The following is a 19,673-nucleotide window of genomic DNA, read 5'->3' on the forward strand; positions in this document are numbered from 1 at the left end:
TGGCCTTAAATGGTGATTGGATCGACTTTTTGAGAAATGAAGCTGAAGTAAACATCTTCTAAATCTGCAAGAGCCGGTTCAAACCCATTTCCGGGATGCTCTTCGGATTCCACTCTCAGGCTCAGTTTGCCAGCGATCAGTTTGGTCGAAATCACATGATATTCTTGGCGATATTGATTCAATTCCGTTTTGTTTATGGTTTTTTGGTAGATTTTCCCCTGGACCATAGCCAGCCCGTCCTTGGGTTTTCCCTGCATCAAAACCTCCCCCATACAAATGATTGCCATTTGTGAGCAAAGGGTATTCACATCCTCCACAATATGGGTGGACAAAATCACAATGGTGTTTTCTCCTATTTCAGAGAGAAGATTGTAAAAACGGTTTCTTTCCGAAGGATCCAGTCCAGCAGTAGGTTCATCTACTATGATCAGAGAGGGATTTCCGACCAAGGCTTGGGCGATACCAAAACGTTGCCTCATCCCTCCTGAAAAAGTGCCCAAAGCTTTTTTTCTATCCTTATAAAGATTGACTCTATGGAGCAGGGCTTCTACCAGACTTTTCCTTTCGGACTTATTCCCGATTCCTTTCATCTGGGCAATGTGATCCAGCATGGTTTCCGCATTGATCCTTGGATACAATCCAAAATCCTGAGGCAGATAGCCAAGTCGTTCTCTAATGGATTGTTTATCCTTTAAGACATCGATCCCGTCCAAAGTGATAGTTCCGAGGTCAGCATCCTGAAGGGTGGCAATAGTCCTCATCAAGGTAGATTTTCCTGCACCATTGGGTCCTAAAAGACCAAACATCCCCTGAGGGATCGTGAGGGAAATGTTATTTAAAGCTCTTACCCCATTTGGGTAAGTCTTCGTTAAGTTTGAAATAATTAATTCCATAGAAACTGGGATAGTGATTTGAAATTGAGATCTCCAAAAAAACGACTTTGGTCAGCTTGATTTTTTTAAGTTAAGTATTTGGTTTGAAAGGATTTGCATGATTCTGGGATAATTGAACTTTCTTAAACATTAGATGAAGATTTTCTGTGACCGGTGATCCCGGGCAGCGATATTTTTTTTAACTAGAAATCGAAAACCAAAAGTCCCCCCCATGCGAGCCTTATTCTTAGTTTCCTTATCTAGAACTGTTTCTTTCCTGTTAATTTTGGGCAGTTTCCTGGTCTTTTCATGTCAGAAAAAGGAGTTCCTCAAAGAATCCGGCCAACTCGAATCTTTTGCAGAAATGGTTCAGGCTGGTGTAAAACCCATCGCATTTGGCCCACCAATGACTGAAGCTGAAGCTTCACTTTTTAAAGCAGAAGCAGAGAGAATTGCCGGGAAGTATGGATTGGAAATTTGGTTAGAAACCGATTTTCCCGAAACTGATCTTTTCCCACTTAATGCTACCCAAGGAAAGCAATTCTATATTTTGGGTAATTCTAATTCACTATTAGCATATCAGAGTTGGAAGGATGAAGTGAAAGGATTGATTTCATCCCAAGCTTATACCAATGATACTCGAAGATCGCTGAGCAGAAGACTGGGAAGATTGCTGGGCTATCCTACTGATCAAACCAATAAACTACTCGCAGAAAATTCAGCTTTTCGGGATGTGGAGGACTTTGGAGTTCAGGGAATTTCGGTGCATTGGTATTACCGCGATTTTTCAAAAGCCAAGAGTTTTTATAGGGAAAAGCTGGGATTAATCCTTAGTTCCGAGACGGACACTTCTGCGACTTTTCAGCTGGCTGGGGATTCCTATTTGGTTCTTCATACACTGGCGGGTTCTGGTTTTTCAGGCTCAGAACCCAAATCTGTAGCCCTTGCCTTACTCACGGATCAGTTGGAGGGATGGTATCAGCACTTGTTGGAGCATAATGTGACGATCAAGTATCCCTTAAAAGTCAAACCGGGAGGCCCTCATGATGGTTTTGTGGCGGTAGATCCAGAGGGGTATTTGTTGGAGTTTGAGGCTTTTTATCAACATCCTGAAAATGAAATTCTCATTCCGGAATTGAAGAAGATGAGTCTTTACCCAACTTCTCTTGGAAAGGAATTTTACTTCAAAGCTTCTGTGGTCTGGCTGTACTATCAGGATATGCTTCCTGCAGAAAACTTTATTCAGGAAAGCATGGGACTCACCAAAAGCGCTGACCAGGGCTGGGCCAAAATTTATAAAGCTTCGGAAAATGGCTACATCGGATTGGTGGATGGGTTGAGAGGAATGAATACCTTTTCTCCCGAGAAGCTGGTGAAGATTGGTTTGGATTTAGAAAATCCCGGTCCATGGGAAAATTACCTCAAAGTCAATTCAACCGATTCATTGCGTCTGTCAAGAACTTTCAGGGATGCTGGAGGATATATTTTTAGATTTTGATTTATTGGTGGTGTCCTAACCCCTAAGGGGTTAAACTTTAAATAACCCCGGGTGCAACCCGGGGTAGGAAACGAATAAAAAATTTCAAGCGCTGGCCCTACCACTCCGATTTGGAAATCAAAACTCCATGCCAGCGCAATGGAAAAGGAATCATCTCATTTTTACCCGATGAGATGATAATGAAGAGTCAAGCATTTCAAGAAAGGATTAATACCCATGTAGTAATAGTTGACTTTTTGAAAACCCTTTCTGCCATTGAGAATAATGTGGTTTTTTCAAAAGCCAGAATATTCTATGTTAGAGAGATAGAATGCCGTCCAAGAAAAATCTTCTTATGAAAAAAACAGCCCTACTCTTTTTCCTCGTTTTGTCCTCCCTCTGGGTAAATGCCACTGAGCTGGTTAATCTGATTACTACCTACCAAGCGGATAGGGGAGCCCTATCAAGATTGTACACCAACAGGCTTTCGGATGAGTATTTTTCCCGGATGACCAGTTTCAATCAGGATTACCTGAAAACACTTCAAGCCCAGAATTATGCAGCCTTATCCGAAGATGGAAAGATCGATTATGTTCTTTTCAGGAATTACCTGGAGGAGGAATTGGCTGTATTGGATTTGGATCAGAGAGCATTTTCTGAAGTCAAATCTGTAGTTGCTTTTGGCAAGCCACTGGAAGAATTTGTGGTCGCCAGAAGAAGAGCAAAGCAGCCAAGCTCACAGGAATTAGCGGCTAGCTGGAATCGGGTTGCCAAAGCCGTGGATGCCCAGTTGAAAGCTTTGCCTTCAAGTGCCAAATATGATTCTTGGCAAAAGGCAGATCTGGCTGCACAGGCTGTGGAAAGCTTGAATCGTGTGGTCAAAGAAGGCTATGACTTCTATTTTGATTTTGACCCAGAATTCACTTGGTGGATGCCTGAGCCTTGGAAGAAACTGGATGCCAGCATGAAGGCTTATGCGAAAGCATTGCGGGAGCATTACACGAATTCAGTCAAAGATGACGGAAGTGGCATCATAGGTAAGCCTATTGGCAGGGAAGCTTTGGAGAAGCAATTGGGATTTGAGATGATCGCGTATTCTCCGGAGGAATTGATTGCGGAAGCGGAAAGGCAATTTGCCTGGTGCGAAAAAGAGATGCTCAAGGCATCGAATGAATTAGGTTTTGGTAACGATTGGAAAGCGGCCTTGGAGATGGTTAAGGAAACCTATTTTCCAGCAGGAGCATGGCCTGCTGAAGTAGTAAGATTAGGGGAAGAGGCGATTGATTTGATGGAGAAGAATGACTGGTTGACTGTCCCACCCATGGCGAAAGAGACCTGGAGAACGACCATGATCTCTGCGGAAAGGCAGCGGATGAGTCCTTTCTTTTTGGGTGGCGAGGTAATTCAGATTGCTTATCCCACTTCCGAAATGAGCCATGATGACAAAATGATGTCCATGCGAGGGAATAATCCCCACTTTTCCAGAGCGACTGTCCAGCATGAATTGATCCCTGGACACCACCTGCAGCAGTTTATGAATCAGCGCCATATGACTCATCGCAGGATGTTTGGCACTCCGTTTTGGACAGAAGGTTGGGCGCTTTACTGGGAGTTTGTCCTTTGGGATAGAAATTTTCCAAGAGATGCCAAGGATAAAGTCGGCATGCTCTTCTGGAGAATGCACCGCTGTGCCCGAATTATTTTCTCTTTGAATTACCACCTTGGTAAAATGACTCCTCAGCAATGCATCGATCTTTTGGTGGACAAAGTAGGTCACGAGCGAGCCAATGCGGAAGCAGAAGTGAGAAGATCCTTTGAAGGAAACTATGGTCCCTTGTATCAGATTGCCTACATGATCGGAGCTTTGGAAATCTATTCCTTGAGAAAAGAAATGGTGGAATCTGGGAAAATGCCTGAGAAAGAATTCCATGACTTGATCATGACCCAAAATGCCATGCCGATCGAAATCCTGAGAGCAAAAGTGACTGGGAAACCATTGGATAAAAATCACAAAGCCAGCTGGAAGTTTTTGGATTGAAGAATTCCCGCTGATTTTCACAGAAAAAGACACAGATATTCGCAGATCTAAAAGAAGGAAGGCAATTCGGCCTTCCTTTTTGTGTTTCCTAGCATGAACTTTTGCTATTTGATCTATTATTTATCAAATCCCAAATCCGGGGAAAAACGTAAGTTGGGTTAATTTCCAATTTTAATTCATCTGCCATGAACGCTGAAAAACTTAAGCTGACCATCATCCAAAGGGTCATGAAAATCGATAGCAAATCTTCTTTGGAGCGGATTGAGGAGCTATTGATCCGGGAGGAAATGCAAAGAAGGGCAGATGAATCCATCGCAGCTATTGAAAAAGGAGAAGTGTTTAGTCTAGAGGAATTTGCTAAGTCAAATCAAGAATGGCTGAAACAAAGGAATATAAAGTGATCGTAACCAATCCTGCCAAATTCCGGTTCCAAGATGAAATTCTGGAATATATAGAAAGGAATTTCAGTTAGAATAGAGCAGAGGAAGTTGAGGCAGAGATTCTTAATTTTGTAAAATCACTTTCCTTCAATCCTCAAAGGGGAGCAATTGAAAAGTCTCTAGCAATCAAAAATAATAACCTCAGATTTGTACTATATCAAGCGACTAGATATTTTGAGATCAAGGTTTTATACCACATAGTGGAGGATAATAAGTTGGTTCTCATTACTGATTTTTTCCCAACCCGAATGAATTCCTCGAAAATCAAATCCAATTAAAAAAGGAAGGCCAAATCGCCTTCCTTTTTTTCATGTGAATAGGTTTGAGTTATTCTGGCATGTTTTTCAGCTTGATGACGACTACTCCATTTTTTCCATCAGCGCCATACTTTTCTAAGGCTTGTTCCCCCTTCAGTACAGAGACACTTTCGATGTCTTTCGGGTCAATCTGCTCAAAGGAAATCACCTTCTTCATTCCACTCTTGGTTTCCAAAAAGTAAAGCGGTTGCTCTCCATTTCCTATAACAGTAACTTCAACCTTGGGGGAAGTAGAAATTGCAGCTCCATCTACAATAATTCTGGAAGATTTTCCATTAATCTTCGCCAATTTGTCTTCGGTTACTACATTTCCTCTATTGAAATAAAACATTTTCGGTTGTTCCAATTTAGAAATCTGCTCAGGGGTCAGTTCATTTTTGATCGCAACCATCGTATTCATTTGAATCCGTTTCATTTGATTTTCCAGCCTCAGGACTTCATCCAATTGCCGGGAAACCTCTGCAGCATTGATTTTGGGCTGATCCAGCATCTTTCTCATTTTGGAAGTGGCATCATCGAGGTCCCATTTGAGGGTAGAAAACTGCCCGGAATTCTCCGCATGGAGCTTTTTGATTTTGGCAACTTGAACTTCTGTCAGGCCGATTTCTTCCCTCACCTCCATCAGGTTGGTCGTGGTGTAGAGTTTACTTTTGAAAATATCCTGTGAAGCAGCGCTCATTGGGGATTGCACATAGGTGTAGGCCTTTTGAGCCTGTGCCAGTCCTGCTACAAAGAAGAAGCTTAAAAGTAAGGTTATTTTTTTCATGAGAGTAGGTTTTAAAATAGTTGGTTTAGTTAATAATCTGTCAATAAGGAAGCCGTTGGAGACTCCCAGATGTCCATTTCGGTAGTTTCCTGGATATGGAATTGAAGCTCCTGGTCAGGGCCTTCTACCAGGGTGATGATCAACACCTCTGGGGCCGGCTCAACTTCTTTTTCCCGCGGAAGGAAAAATGCCCCAAGGAGAATTGTGGCCGCAATCCCTGCTGGAATCCACCAAAGGAAGCGGCTTTTTTTCTCCAGCTTCGGAAAAGGAGGAATAAGCAACTGCTCGTCCTGCTTTCTTAGCTCTTGGAAAAAGGTATTCAATTCAGGTTCTTGGTCGATATTCATTTTTCTATTTTTTTTCCGCAGATTTTCACAGAAAAATCCGCAGATCTACGCAGATTTCATTTTCGATAAGTAAGGCTTCCAATCCACCTTTCAGTTTCTCCTGCCCAAGGCAGGGTCCTCACTGCCGCATTTTCGATTTTTTGCTTCAATCCATTCTTTCAGTTTCTTCTTTCCCCGGTCATAATGCGTCCTGACCGTGCCAATGTGAAGCTGAAGAACTTTCGCAGTCTCTTCCAGGGTCATGTCATGGTAAAAGACCATCAACAAAACCTCCTGCTGCATCTTGGGTAAGCGCTTGATGAGGTCCTCGTGGCTTTCGGATTCTTCGATTTCCACTTCCCAGACCATATTTTCTTCAATTTCCACTTCCATCCATTTCCCCTTTTTTCGGAGCTCGTCCAAGGAAGTAAAGCGAATGACCGAAAAGAGCCAGGTTTTGGGATGGGCTTCGGTTTTTAGCTTGGCTTTTCCCTCCAGAATTTTCAAATAAACTTGCTGAATTACATCCTTAGCCAACTCCCCATCAAACCCACAGCATTGGCGTGCCCATAAATAGGCTTCTCTGTGGTGCTGTCGGAGTAATGTTTCTAGTTGGCTTCGGTTCATTTATACTGGTTTATCAGCTAAAGCAGGAATTTATATGACAAGCTTTCAAAAAAAATTTAACTCCTAACTTTAAACTCTAAATTTCTACCCATGTGGCCCCAACTCATCCGTCAATTCCGTCATTACCTCAAGCTGGAGCGCTCCTTGAGTGAAAACTCCATTGAAGCGTATACGGCGGATGTGGAAAAGTTGGCGGCGTTTACTGAAAAAGAGTTTCCCGGTAAAAACCCCTTAGACTTGGAGTTGGAGCACCTGCGCCGCTTTGTCAATGCTTTGGCCCAGTTGGAAATTTCGGCCTATACTCAGGCCCGGATCATCTCTGGAATCAAGGCTTTTTATCGGTTTTTGATTTATGAGGATAGAATTAAAGAAGATCCTGCCCAGCTACTGGAAGCCCCTAAGATTGGCAGAAAATTGCCCGATACCTTGAGCTTTATGGAAATAGAACAGCTGCTGGAGGCTATTCCCTTGGGCGAACCCGAAGGGCATCGCAATCGGGCTATGCTGGAAATGCTCTACAGCTCAGGTCTCCGGGTGAGCGAGCTGGTCGAGCTTAAGAAAAGCCAGGTTTTTTCTGATGTGGGATTTCTTCGGGTGGTAGGAAAAGGCAACAAGGAAAGGCTGGTTCCGATAGGAAAGGACGCCTTGAAATATTTGAAAATCTACCAGGAGGAAGTCCGGGTACATCAGACTTCTGCAAAAGGTCATGAGGAATATGTGTTTCTCAACCGTCGGGGACAGAAGCTCACCCGGGTCATGATTTTTCTGATCATCAAAAAGACCGCTGAGCAGGCCGGGATTAAAAAGAATATCAGTCCGCATACCTTCCGGCATTCCTTTGCAACCCATTTGATCGAAGGAGGAGCAGATCTTCGCGCCGTACAAGAAATGCTGGGACACGAAAGCATTACCACCACAGAGATCTATACCCACTTGGATCGGGATTACCTCCGGCAAGTGCTCACGGAGTTTCACCCAAGAAAGGGGTAGGATTTCGGATTTCCGATTTGGGATTTCGGAAACTGGCGAAAGGAAAGAATGGGAGGTTGTCTAAACCGTAATCTCAATCTGATTGCCTTCGGGGTCTAGAATCACACTTTCGTAATAGCCATCCCCGGTGGTTCGGGGTTCCCCATAGATAGTATAATTCCGGCTGCGAAGGAGCTCTGTCAGTTCATCCACCTTTTCCTTACTGCCCACGGAAATGGCAAAATGAGCCAACCCGATTCCTTTTTCTTGATTTTGGAGAAACTCAGCAAATTCCGGCCGGTGCATCAGCTCGATTCTGGCTCCAGAAGGAAAGAAGAGAAAATAGGAGCTGAAGTTCTTTTGGGGATTATGGTATTTTTCATTCGCCTTTAGGTCAAAAAACTCCAGATAAAAGTCTTTCATTTTTTCCAGATCTCTGGTCCAGATGGCGAGGTGTTCGATTTTCATGGAAAGGATTTTTGGATAGAAAAAGTTTAGTCAATGAAGTGGAAAAGTGGAGGCTTTATCTATGTGAACGAATTCTTGAAAATGGTGTAAGCCCCGTTTGAATAGAGCTTACACCTGTATTATTCCTGTTGAGTTATTTGGTAAAAACGTAACGATGTTCTCCAACACCGTATTTCATTTCCGCAAATGGCTCTTTCTGGTATATTTTTTCCACGCGGTCAAAGTCAACGCCTCGTTTAAGTCTTTGGATATTTTTTGCCCCACCTTCTTTGAGGGCATCTTGAATTTCTTCATCTGTCCATCTTAGGTTGATCGGAACCATAATATGGTCCAGAATATAAAATATTCTATTGGTAGGAACATTGAGCAACTTCAGTGCTTCTCTGGCGATTTGGTTGTCCACGCCTTGCATGACAATCCTGAGGATTTCAATAATATCCCAGAAATAGCCCCCCGGATTTTCTATCAAATAAAGCCAGCCCATTCCTCCTTCTTTGAGGACTCTGACGATTTCCAAAATACCTTTTCGACAATCTCTGGTGTGGTGCAATACCCCGTTGGAATAAACTATATCGAAAGAATCATTTTCAAAAGAAAGATTGACGACGTCCTCAATCTGATAGTGAACATCAATATCCACAGTTTTCAGCCGCTCCTTGGCGCTTTCGATACCAATCTTTGAAAAGTCCACTCCTGTGACTTTTTGAGCTCCCAGTTGCTTCCAGGCCACACTGTATCTACCTCCGCCGCAACCAGCATCTAAAACGGTTTTAGAACTTATGTCGTCTGGAAAAATACCATTTCTTTCTAGTCTGATTTTCAACAGTTCTGTGGCCTCATTGAAGTATTTATCCGCATCAAAGTTTTTGAACAAATTGCCGTAGTGAGAGCCCGTTTCACTTTCTATTTCCTCGATGCTTTGTCGGCTTTTTTCTTCGATGGAAGTGGTAAAAAATAGATCCAGATCAAGGTGGTTGAAGGATTTAATAAACTCAGTTTGTTTTTGAAAACTTTCTAAAATCTCATTAGTCGGGTCTCCTGGTTTCTTGAAAGCCTCTTCCTTGGCTCTAAAAATGTAGTAGGTTAGCCATGTTTTAAGAACGTCCCCTGAAATAGATTTAGGGATTTGATTGACTTCTTCAATAAGTTTCATCCCTAGCTCACTTAATGGACCATTCTTCAAGCATGGTGCTATTTTTTCAATTTCTTCTTTTGTCATAGTCTTTTGAAAGGTTGGAAGTTGTGGTTGGTGTTTTATTAAAAATATTAAGCTCGGGTAATAGGCCGTTTACGACCGAAAGCGAGCATTATTTTAAGAAGTGTGATTGCATTTTTTAATTAATGGTGTTGCTTCCCGTATTTCGTTAAGGCGGTTTCTACGTCCAAAATGGGTGCTTTAAGTGTACCATTTTTCAAATCTACTGATTCGTATAGGTCAAGGTTGTGGATGTCGTAATTTTTATCATTCAGGTCCAGCATGATCACATCAAAAGTAAATGCTGTTTCCGTGTTGGCAATAAACCAATGAACATTGTCTTTCTCGTCTGAAATAGAGGAGCTATCCCCAAGCTTAGCTATTCGGTCAATGGTCGGTTTGATAATTAAATGCTGTCCTTCTTGCTGGATTTTTTCATAATGTCTTAGGTGCATTTCACCACTTAGAATTATATGAGCAGAAGCCATATTGCTATGTCCATGGGGAATAATGGCCCTTTCTTTTTTCATACCGAATATTTTTTTTACGAATACTGTCTTTTCAGGAAGTCCAATTAGTTTAGGAAACTTAACTGTTTTAGTCGTGACCCCTAAGTCAGGATACTCAAGTCCTTTAATCAGATTATCAAAGTCTATGAATCTCAAAATTTCTTCGAGCTCGATTTTGGCATAAAGTTCTTTGATTTTCTGTTGCCATTGAATCGCAGTAATTGAATCAGATTTTAAATCTGAGCAGTATTCATTCAGGCTAATTGCCCAGTGATCCGTAATCGGTCTAATGTTCTTGTCAAACGCATTAAAGGCAAAAAGAGAGTCCATCAGAGCAAAGCTTGTCACGGTGACTAGGACTTCTTTTGTAAACTCCCTTCTGTTCATGGGTAAATTTATTTAAGGCGTTGATTTTTAATACGGCATGCTTTCATGACACTTGGCAGGCCTTGATGATCCGGCTTTCAGTAAATCTTGACTTCTTCATACAGTTTAAAGTTAGTGACTTTGTCGTCTTTTAAACTGTCCAGTTTTTGGGGAAGCTTACATTAGCACTGTCGTCATAGCATGACCGCTAACGTTTTGGCGCTTGGCGAAGAAGCGGATTTCGAAGCACCAAACTTTCTACCAGCACTGAACTTGATGCGAAGCACAAAGCTTTATTTAAGCACTGAACCCGCTTTTTTGCCAAACGCCTGTTATGTGCTGCCCCTTTTTCCATGCTTTAGTTGTTGTCTAAATTTTCTTTTATCTTTTTTAAAATTGTTTCTTCAAAGTCCTTTTTGATTTTTCTGTTTTCAAAAAATCCAAAGTCATCATTTATAACTTCCCAGTGGCCTAAGTCCAAACCCTTGTTTATTGATACAAATGCAAATGTCGTTTTGCTTTGTCCTGCTGGTCTGGTCCAAGTAAACATTATTTCGTTTTTCTTTTTGTCATAAAAGTAAAATTTATACCAAAAATCTTTTTTGTTTTCTTTCCCGTCATTTAAGTCCCATTGTCCGGCACCTTGAATTGTCACCTTAGGCACAAGCAGTCCGCTGTCCGAAGCTTTTAGGTTATTTATTGCTTCAATCACTTTGTCCTCTGGATAATTCAGCTCGTAATGTTCTGCGTATGGGTAACTACCAGGTGCAAACATGTCACCCAGTTTATAAAAGAAAAATAGTCCAATAAGTACTATTGCAATTATTATTAATCTCTTTTTGGTCATTGATCTATTTTCTCCGAATGGGGTTGCACATAACTTATTTATTTATGCACCTTTGGTATACATATTTGCCTTTGTTGGACGTGTATGTGCACCTTTGGTACTGTTTATTTTTTAAAGGTCCTCAAATGGGCTCCGTACATTTTGAAGACTTTTTTGACTTACATGGGTGTATATTTCAGTAGTTTTACTTGAGTTGTGTCCCAGTAACTCCTGAATATATCTTAAATCCGTGCCGCTTTCCAACAAATGGGTCGCGTAAGAATGCCTTAGCCAATGTAAGGTTACAGGCTTTTTAATTCTTGATTTTTGTATCGCTGACTTCAATACTTTTTGGAGACTACCTTCGCTATAGGGCTGACTTGGTTTGTCCCCTTCAAATAAATATACCTTAGGTTTTTCCATTTTGTAATATTCTCTCAGCATGTCCACCACTTTAGGACTGATTGGAACTATCCGGTCCTTGGCCCCTTTGCCTTGATTGATCCGTAGCATTCCCCGCTTGGAGTCAATGTCTCTGATCTTTAGATTCAGCAATTCCCCTCGCCTGAGCCCACAGGCATAGATCAGGCTAAGCATCGTCCGGTGCTTGATGTTTTTATGGGCTTGAAGGATAGCTTTCACCTCTTCCTTGCTAAGTACATGGGGTAATTTTTTTGGTTGCTTGGGTCGTTCGATGGTTATAGGTTCTAGCTTCCGTTTTAGTTGGTTAGAAAAATAGAGCTTTACCGCATTGATTACCTGAGATTGAAAGGCAGCTGAGTATTTTCTCTTAAGAATATAATTTTGATAAATTTTTCCAAATCTTCTATCGTAATTTCTTCGGGGTTTTTATTTCCCATAAACCGAAAAAATAGACTGAGGCTTTGGCGGTAGGTTTTTACGGTTGACTCTGCATAACGGCGGTTTTCCATCCATTCACCAAATTTTCGGATTTCCTGCTCTAGGTCAGAATTCAATTCCGGGAATCGGGCAGGCAACTCCTCGGGTAGAATTTTTCGAAATTCGGATAAATCCAAAATTGCTTTGCCTTGAAATAGATGCTGGATCTGACTCAGTAAAGATCCTGATAGGGAAGAATCCAGGCTTTTCTTCCTCGATTCCAGGCCGCACCTGGGAGCGTTTTGACCAGGTCTTTCAGTTGATGATCAAAGTCAAACTCCAGCAAGACGAGTCCCTGCTTTTTCCAAATGCCGCTCTTGACAAAAATTTTTTTCATACCAGCCCGAAAAGTGGAACTAAGCTAAAAAAACCGGTTGAAGAAAAATAGCTCCAGGAAAATTTAGTTTGAAAATCCCAGTATCCTCATCGGATCCGGGCAATTTTGCATATAAAACTCCAAGTCCTTTTCTGCAGCCACTCCGGGATAGTCTCCCCAGTTTCCGCTCATATGCCACATCAGCTGAAAGTGCAGATGGGGAGGCCAGTCTCCGTTTTCGGGATAGGGACCGACATGGCAAAGTAGGTCTCCGGGTTGATATTCCTTTCCCACTTCCAATTCTTCGAGGTCTTTGGAGGCTAAGTGCCCATACAAGCTGTAGAGGATTTTTCCCTGGATTTCATGCTCCAGGATAATTGTCGGGCCGTAGTTGCCAAAGCCCGCATTGTCCTGAAAGCTATGGACTTTCCCCGCAAAAGGAACAAAAATCGGAGCCCCAGCTTCCGTCCAGATATCTACACCCAAGTGGATATTTCGGTAGTCTTCTGCCGCGGTAAGGAAATTGGAACTTCGGCGATAGATCGCTCTTTTTTCAAGATATCCTCCGATGCCGTATTTTTTCCCTGCATCCTGCAGTTGGCCAAAGACATAAGAAGAAAACACTTCTGTATTCCCTAAGTCTATTTGATCCAGATCGGGATTTAGGGGTGAAAAATCAAGTCTAAGCGTATTTTCGGAGTTTAACGGTTCTCCAAAAAGAGGGGATGGGTTTAAATTCTTCCAATTCATTGGGTGAAAATAGGGGTTTCGATTTCCGCAACAGAAATTTTTTCCCGCAGATCTACACAGAAAAATCCGCAGATTTCCACAGATTTTTTCTTCCTTCATCGGGCACCGGTCATCGGACATCGTGCTTCCCACTTCCGTCTTCGGTCTTCCAACTTCCCCCTTCCAAACAAGTGTCCTGTGAATTTTTTCCCGCAGATTGGCACAGAAAAATCCGCAGATATCCACAGATTTTTTCTTCCCGCATCGGGCACCGGTCATCGGACATCGGGCTTCCCGCTTCCGTCTTCGGTCTTCCGTCTGCCCACTTTAATCACTTTAAGGGCTTCGACTCCCTGCCTACCGGACAGGCAGGCGCTCAGCCTGACATCCGACATCGGGCATCGGGCTTCTCACTTCCGTCTCCCATCTCCCGTCTCCCGTCTCCCATCTTCCGTCTCCGGTCTCCCCACTTCCAAACAACTGGCCTAAAAATTTTTTCCCGCAGATTGGCACAGAAAAATCCGCAGATTTCCACAGATTTTTTCTTCCATCATCGGACACCTGTCATCGGACATCGGGCTTTCTATTCCCTTCTTCGGTCTCCCGTCTCCGGTCTTCCGTCTTCTCGCTAGAATAACTCAAAGGGCTTCGACTCCCTGCCTACCGGACAGGCAGGCGCTCAGCCTGACAACGGGCAACAGACAACCGACAACGGACAACCGACATCCGGCATCCTGCCTCCCAAATCCAATCTTCTCGCTTTTTCCCTTCCCCCTTCAGATAATTTTTCTAATTTTGCCCCAATTTGGACTTAAGTAAACTATTCTTCTTCAACCCTCCTCTCTAATGCCTAAAGACAGTAGCATCAAGCACGTTCTCCTCATTGGTTCAGGTCCCATCGTCATCGGTCAAGCTTGCGAATTTGACTATTCAGGCTCTCAAGCCTCCCGATCACTTCGGGAAGAAGGCATCAAAGTCACCTTGATCAACTCCAATCCGGCCACGATCATGACTGACCCAGTGACTGCCGACAACGTGTACCTGCTTCCACTGGAAAAGAAATCCATTAAGAAAATTCTGACTGAGCATCCGGACATCGATGCGGTACTCCCGACGATGGGAGGACAGACGGCCCTGAATTTGGCCATTGACTGCGAAAAAGCAGGAATCTGGAAAAACTTCGGCGTAAAAATGATCGGTGTGGACATCGATGCCATCGATACTGCCGAAAACCGTGAAAAATTCAAAGCCTTGATGGAAAAAATCGGGGTAGATGTCTGTAAAGGAGCTACCGCGACATCCTTCCTCCAGGGGAAAGAAATCGCTCAGGAAATCGGATTTCCTTTAATCATCAGAGCTTCCTACACCCTCGGTGGTGCAGGAGGAGCTTTTGTAGAAAAAGCCGAAGATTTTGAAAAATACCTAAGCGCAGGCCTTCAGGCTTCGCCAGTTCACGAGGTGCTGATCGAACAAAGCATCTTGGGCTGGAAAGAATACGAGCTGGAAGTCATGCGGGACAATATCGGGAACATGATCGTAATCTGTTCCATCGAAAACTTTGACCCGATGGGGGTTCATACCGGAGATTCGATTACGGTTGCACCTGCGATGACCCTTCCGGATACGGTGTATCAGCGCATGAGAAATTATGCGATCACCATGATGAACTCGATCGGTAACTTTGCCGGAGGTTGTAACGTGCAGTTTGCCGTTAGTCCGGACAACCAGACCATCATCGGGATCGAAATCAACCCGCGAGTTTCCAGATCCTCTGCCTTGGCTTCCAAAGCAACGGGTTACCCAATTGCCAAGGTGGCAGCCAAACTGGCCATTGGATATAATTTGGACGAATTGTCCAATTCCATCACCGGGACCACGTCGGCTTATTTTGAGCCTTCTATTGACTACGTGATCGTAAAAATCCCACGCTGGAACTTTGACAAGTTCAAAGGTTCTGACCGAAGATTGGGACTTTCCATGAAAGCGGTAGGGGAAGTAATGGGCATTGGCCGAAACTTCCAGGAAGCTTTGCAAAAAGCCTGTCAGTCTCTGGAAATCAAGAGAAACGGATTGGGTGCAGATGGGAAAGAGCTGAAAGACCAGGCTCAAATCCTTTATTCCTTGGCAAATCCTAGCTGGAACAGACTGTTCCATGTCTATGATGCCTTCAAGCTGGGAATTTCCTTCCGGACCATTCATGATCTGACCAAAATTGACAAATGGTTCCTCAGACAAATTGAGGAGCTGATCCATTTCGAAGCCGAAATTGAAAAATACAAGATCGACACCATTCCTTTCGAGGTAATGGATAAGGCCAAGAAAATGGGCTATGCCGATCGTCAGATTGCACATTTGCTGGATTGCCTGGAAAGTGAAGTCTTTACCAAGCGATACGATGAAATGGGAATCAAGCGCGTGTACAAATTGGTAGATACCTGTGCCGCGGAATTTGAAGCCCAAACGCCTTACTATTACTCCTCTTTTGGAGAGGAAAATGAATCCATCCGCACGGATAAGAAAAAGGTGGTGGTCTTGGGTTCAGGACCAAACCGGGTAGGACAGGGGATCGAGTTTGATTACTCCTGTGTGCACGGTGTCTTGGCAGCCAAGGAATGCGGCTATGAGACCATCATGATCAACTGTAACCCGGAGACCGTATCTACGGATCCGGATGTGGCCGACAAGCTATACTTTGAGCCGGTGTTCTGGGAGCATATCTATGAGATCATTCTTCACGAAAATCCTGTAGGCGTAATCGTGCAGCTGGGAGGTCAGACAGCCTTGAAATTGGCGGAAAAACTTTCCAAGTATGGCATCAAAATCATCGGAACCAGCTTTGAAGCGCTGGATTTGGCAGAGGATAGAGGATTGTTCTCCACGCTTTTGAAAGAAAATAATGTGCCTTACCCTGAGTTTGGCACCATTCACAATACCGACGAGGCGCTTGAGCTTTGCAAAACCATCGGATTCCCACTATTGGTTCGTCCTAGCTACGTCTTGGGTGGACAGGGGATGAAGATTGTGATCAACGAGAAGGAATTGGAAGAGCATGTGGTCAATGTACTCCGTGACATTCCAAACAACGAGATCTTGTTGGATCATTTCTTGGAAGGAGCAATTGAAGCAGAAGCAGATGCGATCTGTGACGGTGAAAACGTGTATATCATCGGAATCATGCAGCACATCGAGCCTGCCGGGATCCACTCAGGAGACTCGTATGCAGTACTTCCTCCGTACAATTTGGGGGACTTGGTAATCCGTCAAATCGAGACCTATACCCAGAAAATCGCCTTGGCTCTGAAGACGGTCGGCTTGATCAATATTCAGTTTGCCATCAAAAATGACAAGGTTTACGTGATCGAGGCGAACCCAAGAGCGTCCCGAACTGTTCCATTTATCTGTAAGGCTTATCAGGAACCTTATGTAAACTACGCCGTAAAGGTGATGTTGGGCGAAAACAAGGTGACCGATTTCAAATTCAACCCCGTGAAAAAGGGTTATGCGATCAAGGAACCGGTGTTTTCCTTCCACAAATTCCCGAATGTCAACAAAGAACTCGGGCCTGAAATGAAATCAACCGGAGAGGCAATCTACTTTATCGATGACTTGATGGATGATTTCTTCCTGAAAATCTACTCAGAGCGAAACATCTATTTGAGTAGATAAAAAAGCTGAAGTCTTAATTAAAAAAGGCTGAAATCATGCAGATTTAGAAAGTCTGCAAATGAGTTTAAAAAGTTAAGAGTCAACAGGAAATCGAGTCAAAAATTAAACGAATCAATACGTTTTGGTAAAATTTCTTATCATAATTCTTGGAGTCGGCTGGCTTTTGGGCCAGCTGATCCGCTATTTTCTCCGATCCAAGCTAGCCCAGTTTGCCAAGCAGGTCAATGAAGCTGCGATGGAGCAGCAGAGGGCTCAGCAAAGAGCCCAATCCAAAAAAGACGTGAATGTGGATTTTATCCCACGTGAGCAGGAGGAGAAAAGGCGAAAGGATATCCAGGGCGGTGAGTATATCGACTATGAAGAAGTGAAGGAGTAATCCTTCACTTTTTTTTTATGAGGTGACGAGATATAAATTTTCACATTTATTAATCTTTTAGAGAAGTATGATTATGTTCTTCGTATTGAGTTTTTGGTATTTTTACCAAATCTCAATTAAATACCTATGAAGATAATTTTTAGCGCTTTTTTAGTGATCTTTCTATTTTCTGAATTGTTTGGACAAAAGGTAACGGTAAGCGGAACTGTCAAAGATAATTCTAGTGGGGAGACCCTAATAGGAGTGAATATTTTTGACCCTACAAACCAAAAGGGTGCGGTAACCAATAATTACGGGTTTTTCAGCTATACCACTTCGGATCACCGAATTTCATTAGTTTTTAGCTACGTCGGGTATGAACCTAAAATCTTGGAATTGTCTTTAGCCAAAGATTCACTCATTCATGTTTCCTTAACTCCATCAGGACTGTTGGATGAAATTACGGTTGAGACTGATCGAAATGATCCAATTCAGGAAACAACTCAATTGGGATCCATCAACGTGCCAATAAGAGATATAAAAAATCTGCCCGCGCTGATGGGTGAGGTGGATATCTTTAAGGTAATCCAGTTGCTTCCGGGGGTACAGTCCGGGTCAGAAGGATCCTCAGGATTATATATCAGAGGAGGAAGTCCAGACCAAAATCTAATTCTGCTCGATGGTGTTCCTGTTTATAATGCCTCACATTTGTTTGGGTTTTTTTCGGTTTTCAATGAAGGGGCAATCAACAATGTGGAATTAATTAAAGGTGGGTTTCCTGCACGCTACGGGGGGAGGCTGTCTTCAGTTCTCAATATTTCTATGAAAGAAGGAAATGTGAAAGAAATGAAAGGTGAAGGTAGCCTTGGACTGATATCTTCGAAGTTTACTTTAGAAGGTCCCATTCGTAAAGACAAAACCTCATTTTTAATTTCTGGACGGAGAACCTACCTTGATTTATTAGCAAGACCACTAATCCGAAAATCCAGTGGAGGAAGGGATGACGTTGGATATTTTTTCTATGATTTGAATGCAAAAGTGAATCATACGCTAGACTCCAGAAACAGATTGTATTTAAGCTATTACGGAGGTAACGATACTGGTTATTCAAAATATAAAGGCGGATATGGTTGGGGAAATAGCGATGTAAATAATCAAGAAGAGAATGGAGTGGGATGGGGGAATAAAATAGCTGCCATCAGATGGAATCATCTCATCAGCCAAAAGCTATTTGCTAATTTTACAGGGACTTTTACGCAATATAAGTTCCGGTTTTTTTCTGATTATGAGAGATATTACACCCCTGTTGGGGGTACTCCTCAACAGGAATTTTATTCTTCGGATTACCACTCAGGAATTAGAGATTTTGCCCTGAAAGCTGATTTTGACTTTATTCCAAACCCTCAACATTACATTCGATGGGGAGGGATGTGGATCAATCACCTATTTACTCCAGGGGTTTTTGTATCCAGAGAAAATGAAAGTCCTGAGACTCGGGAAGGTGGGGCACCTTCCAAAAGCCAGGAATTTTCAGGTTATGTAGAGGATGATTTTTCTTTGGGGAAAAGACTAAAGGTAAATATGGGCTTACATTTTTCTGGATTTATTGCCAATACGAAGTCTTACACTTCTTTACAACCCAGATTTTCTGCCAGATATCTAATCGAACCCACTTCATCTTTGAAAGCCTCCTATGTCCAGATGGCTCAATTTGTTCACTTACTTTCCAATGCCGGATTGGGCTTGCCAACGGATCTTTGGGTGCCGGCTACTGATCGAATTGGTCCTCAAGAGAGCTGGCAGGCAGCACTTGGATATTCCAAAAAACTTAAAGGAAGTCTTGAATTTAGCGTCGAAGCCTATTTCAAAAGGATGCAAGGTGTCATTGAATATGAAGATGGGGCCTCCTTTCTGAATACATCCGATGATTGGCAAAGTAAAGTGACATCCGGACAAGGGAGGAGTTATGGATTGGAGTTGTTGCTACAAAAAAGGGTCGGAAAAACTACAGGCTGGATTGGTTACACTTGGTCAAAAACAGAACGTCAGTTTGAGAATTTAAACTTTGGAAGGTGGTTTCCTTCCCGATATGATAGACGTCATGACATCAGCATTGCAGCTGTTCATAAAATATCGGATAAAATAGATGTTTCAGGTACTTGGGTATTTGGAACGGGGAATTTTATCACAATTCCCACTCAGAGATATCAGCATTTCAATTCAGTTTTTCAGGATGGAAATGTGAGATATGGGGGACTATACGTTGATCATTTTTCTTCTAGGAATAATTATCAAATGAAAAGTTACCATAGAATGGACTTAGGGGTCAATTTTCATAAAGAAAAGAAGTGGGGTACAAGAACCTGGAATGTTTCTATTTATAATGTGTACAGCAGACAAAACCCTTTTTATATGGACATCGGCTATGATTATGAAGCCAATAAATATCGCCTTCGACAATTTAGTCTCTTCCCAATTGTACCTTCAGTTTCTTATCGATTTACTTTTTGA

20 protein-coding genes are annotated in these 19,673 nt (G+C 42.8%); 7 read left to right on the forward strand and 13 right to left on the reverse strand.

Annotated features, from left to right (window positions below):
* Window positions 1–5: 5 nt before the first annotated feature.
* On the reverse strand, window positions 6–893 hold the full coding sequence (locus G458_RS0117895; RefSeq protein WP_026953120.1) for an ABC transporter ATP-binding protein: 888 nt from the start codon (window positions 891–893) through the stop codon (window positions 6–8).
* A 211-nt stretch (window positions 894–1,104) separates the two neighbouring features.
* Between G458_RS0117895 and G458_RS21140 the strand changes: the two genes are divergently transcribed.
* The 3 genes from G458_RS21140 (at window position 1,105) to G458_RS0117915 (ending at window position 4,788) form a co-directional block, all read left to right on the forward strand.
* The gene (locus G458_RS21140; protein WP_051287421.1) at window positions 1,105–2,370 is read left to right on the forward strand and encodes a VOC family protein; all 1,266 of its coding nucleotides are present in this window, start codon (window positions 1,105–1,107) and stop codon (window positions 2,368–2,370) included.
* Window positions 2,371–2,704: 334 nt separating this feature from the next.
* Window positions 2,705–4,387: a DUF885 family protein gene (locus G458_RS0117910; protein WP_026953122.1), complete on the forward strand. Its 1,683-nt coding sequence runs from the start codon at window positions 2,705–2,707 to the stop codon at window positions 4,385–4,387.
* 185 nt (window positions 4,388–4,572) lie between these two features.
* On the forward strand, window positions 4,573–4,788 hold the full coding sequence (locus G458_RS0117915; protein WP_026953123.1) for a hypothetical protein: 216 nt from the start codon (window positions 4,573–4,575) through the stop codon (window positions 4,786–4,788).
* A 366-nt stretch (window positions 4,789–5,154) separates the two neighbouring features.
* On the opposite strand, the gene G458_RS0117925 is transcribed toward G458_RS0117915, so the two are convergent.
* The 3 genes from G458_RS0117925 to G458_RS21145 all read right to left on the reverse strand — a co-directional run bounded on the left by G458_RS0117925 (window position 5,155) and on the right by G458_RS21145 (window position 6,863).
* Window positions 5,155–5,910, reverse strand: a complete 756-nt coding sequence (locus G458_RS0117925) for a Spy/CpxP family protein refolding chaperone (protein WP_026953124.1) — start codon at window positions 5,908–5,910, stop codon at window positions 5,155–5,157.
* Window positions 5,911–5,939: 29 nt separating this feature from the next.
* On the reverse strand, window positions 5,940–6,257 hold the full coding sequence (locus tag G458_RS0117930; RefSeq protein ID WP_026953125.1) for a hypothetical protein: 318 nt from the start codon (window positions 6,255–6,257) through the stop codon (window positions 5,940–5,942).
* 90 nt (window positions 6,258–6,347) lie between these two features.
* Complete coding sequence (locus G458_RS21145; RefSeq protein ID WP_051287423.1) at window positions 6,348–6,863, reverse strand: RNA polymerase sigma factor; 516 nt, start codon at window positions 6,861–6,863, stop codon at window positions 6,348–6,350.
* A 90-nt stretch (window positions 6,864–6,953) separates the two neighbouring features.
* On the opposite strand from G458_RS21145, the gene xerD reads away from it, so the two are divergent.
* A complete protein-coding gene (xerD, locus tag G458_RS0117940) occupies window positions 6,954–7,853 on the forward strand; it encodes a site-specific tyrosine recombinase XerD (RefSeq protein ID WP_026953126.1) in 900 nt (299 codons plus the stop codon).
* Window positions 7,854–7,913: 60 nt separating this feature from the next.
* Here xerD and G458_RS0117945 read toward each other — a convergent pair whose 3' ends face one another.
* The 9 genes from G458_RS0117945 to G458_RS0117980 all read right to left on the reverse strand — a co-directional run bounded on the left by G458_RS0117945 (window position 7,914) and on the right by G458_RS0117980 (window position 13,702).
* Window positions 7,914–8,300 carry a VOC family protein gene (locus G458_RS0117945; RefSeq protein WP_026953127.1) on the reverse strand — a complete coding sequence of 129 codons (387 nt, stop codon included), beginning with the start codon at window positions 8,298–8,300 and terminating at the stop codon, window positions 7,914–7,916.
* Window positions 8,301–8,433: 133 nt separating this feature from the next.
* The gene (locus G458_RS21570) at window positions 8,434–9,519 is read right to left on the reverse strand and encodes a class I SAM-dependent methyltransferase (RefSeq protein ID WP_026953128.1); all 1,086 of its coding nucleotides are present in this window, start codon (window positions 9,517–9,519) and stop codon (window positions 8,434–8,436) included.
* A gap of 119 nt (window positions 9,520–9,638) precedes the next feature.
* The gene (locus tag G458_RS0117955) at window positions 9,639–10,391 is read right to left on the reverse strand and encodes a cupin domain-containing protein (protein ID WP_026953129.1); all 753 of its coding nucleotides are present in this window, start codon (window positions 10,389–10,391) and stop codon (window positions 9,639–9,641) included.
* A 337-nt stretch (window positions 10,392–10,728) separates the two neighbouring features.
* Window positions 10,729–11,217: a hypothetical protein gene (locus tag G458_RS0117960; protein WP_026953130.1), complete on the reverse strand. Its 489-nt coding sequence runs from the start codon at window positions 11,215–11,217 to the stop codon at window positions 10,729–10,731.
* Between the two features lie 111 nt (window positions 11,218–11,328).
* Entirely contained in the window at window positions 11,329–11,838 is a 510-nt protein-coding gene (locus G458_RS22005; RefSeq protein ID WP_245579293.1) for a tyrosine-type recombinase/integrase, read from the reverse strand.
* Between the two features lie 113 nt (window positions 11,839–11,951).
* Window positions 11,952–12,233, reverse strand: a complete 282-nt coding sequence (locus G458_RS22010; RefSeq protein ID WP_245579294.1) for a phage integrase N-terminal SAM-like domain-containing protein — start codon at window positions 12,231–12,233, stop codon at window positions 11,952–11,954.
* 35 nt (window positions 12,234–12,268) lie between these two features.
* Complete coding sequence (locus G458_RS22015; RefSeq protein WP_157359854.1) at window positions 12,269–12,433, reverse strand: hypothetical protein; 165 nt, start codon at window positions 12,431–12,433, stop codon at window positions 12,269–12,271.
* A 63-nt stretch (window positions 12,434–12,496) separates the two neighbouring features.
* Complete coding sequence (locus G458_RS0117975) at window positions 12,497–13,162, reverse strand: peptidoglycan DD-metalloendopeptidase family protein (protein WP_026953132.1); 666 nt, start codon at window positions 13,160–13,162, stop codon at window positions 12,497–12,499.
* 336 nt (window positions 13,163–13,498) lie between these two features.
* Window positions 13,499–13,702 (reverse strand): hypothetical protein, encoded by a 204-nt coding sequence (locus G458_RS0117980; RefSeq protein ID WP_026953133.1) that lies wholly within the window; start codon window positions 13,700–13,702, stop codon window positions 13,499–13,501.
* Window positions 13,703–13,987: 285 nt separating this feature from the next.
* Here G458_RS0117980 and carB point away from each other — a divergent pair, with 285 nt between their 5' ends.
* The 3 genes from carB to G458_RS0117995 all read left to right on the forward strand — a co-directional run bounded on the left by carB (window position 13,988) and on the right by G458_RS0117995 (window position 19,673).
* The gene (gene carB / locus G458_RS0117985; protein ID WP_026953134.1) at window positions 13,988–16,807 is read left to right on the forward strand and encodes a carbamoyl-phosphate synthase large subunit; all 2,820 of its coding nucleotides are present in this window, start codon (window positions 13,988–13,990) and stop codon (window positions 16,805–16,807) included.
* A 121-nt stretch (window positions 16,808–16,928) separates the two neighbouring features.
* Window positions 16,929–17,183: a DUF4834 family protein gene (locus tag G458_RS0117990; protein WP_026953135.1), complete on the forward strand. Its 255-nt coding sequence runs from the start codon at window positions 16,929–16,931 to the stop codon at window positions 17,181–17,183.
* Between the two features lie 126 nt (window positions 17,184–17,309).
* Entirely contained in the window at window positions 17,310–19,673 is a 2,364-nt protein-coding gene (locus G458_RS0117995; protein ID WP_026953136.1) for a TonB-dependent receptor, read from the forward strand.

The organism is Algoriphagus mannitolivorans DSM 15301 (assembly GCF_000429425.1).
GTDB classification, from domain to species: domain Bacteria; phylum Bacteroidota; class Bacteroidia; order Cytophagales; family Cyclobacteriaceae; genus Algoriphagus; species Algoriphagus mannitolivorans.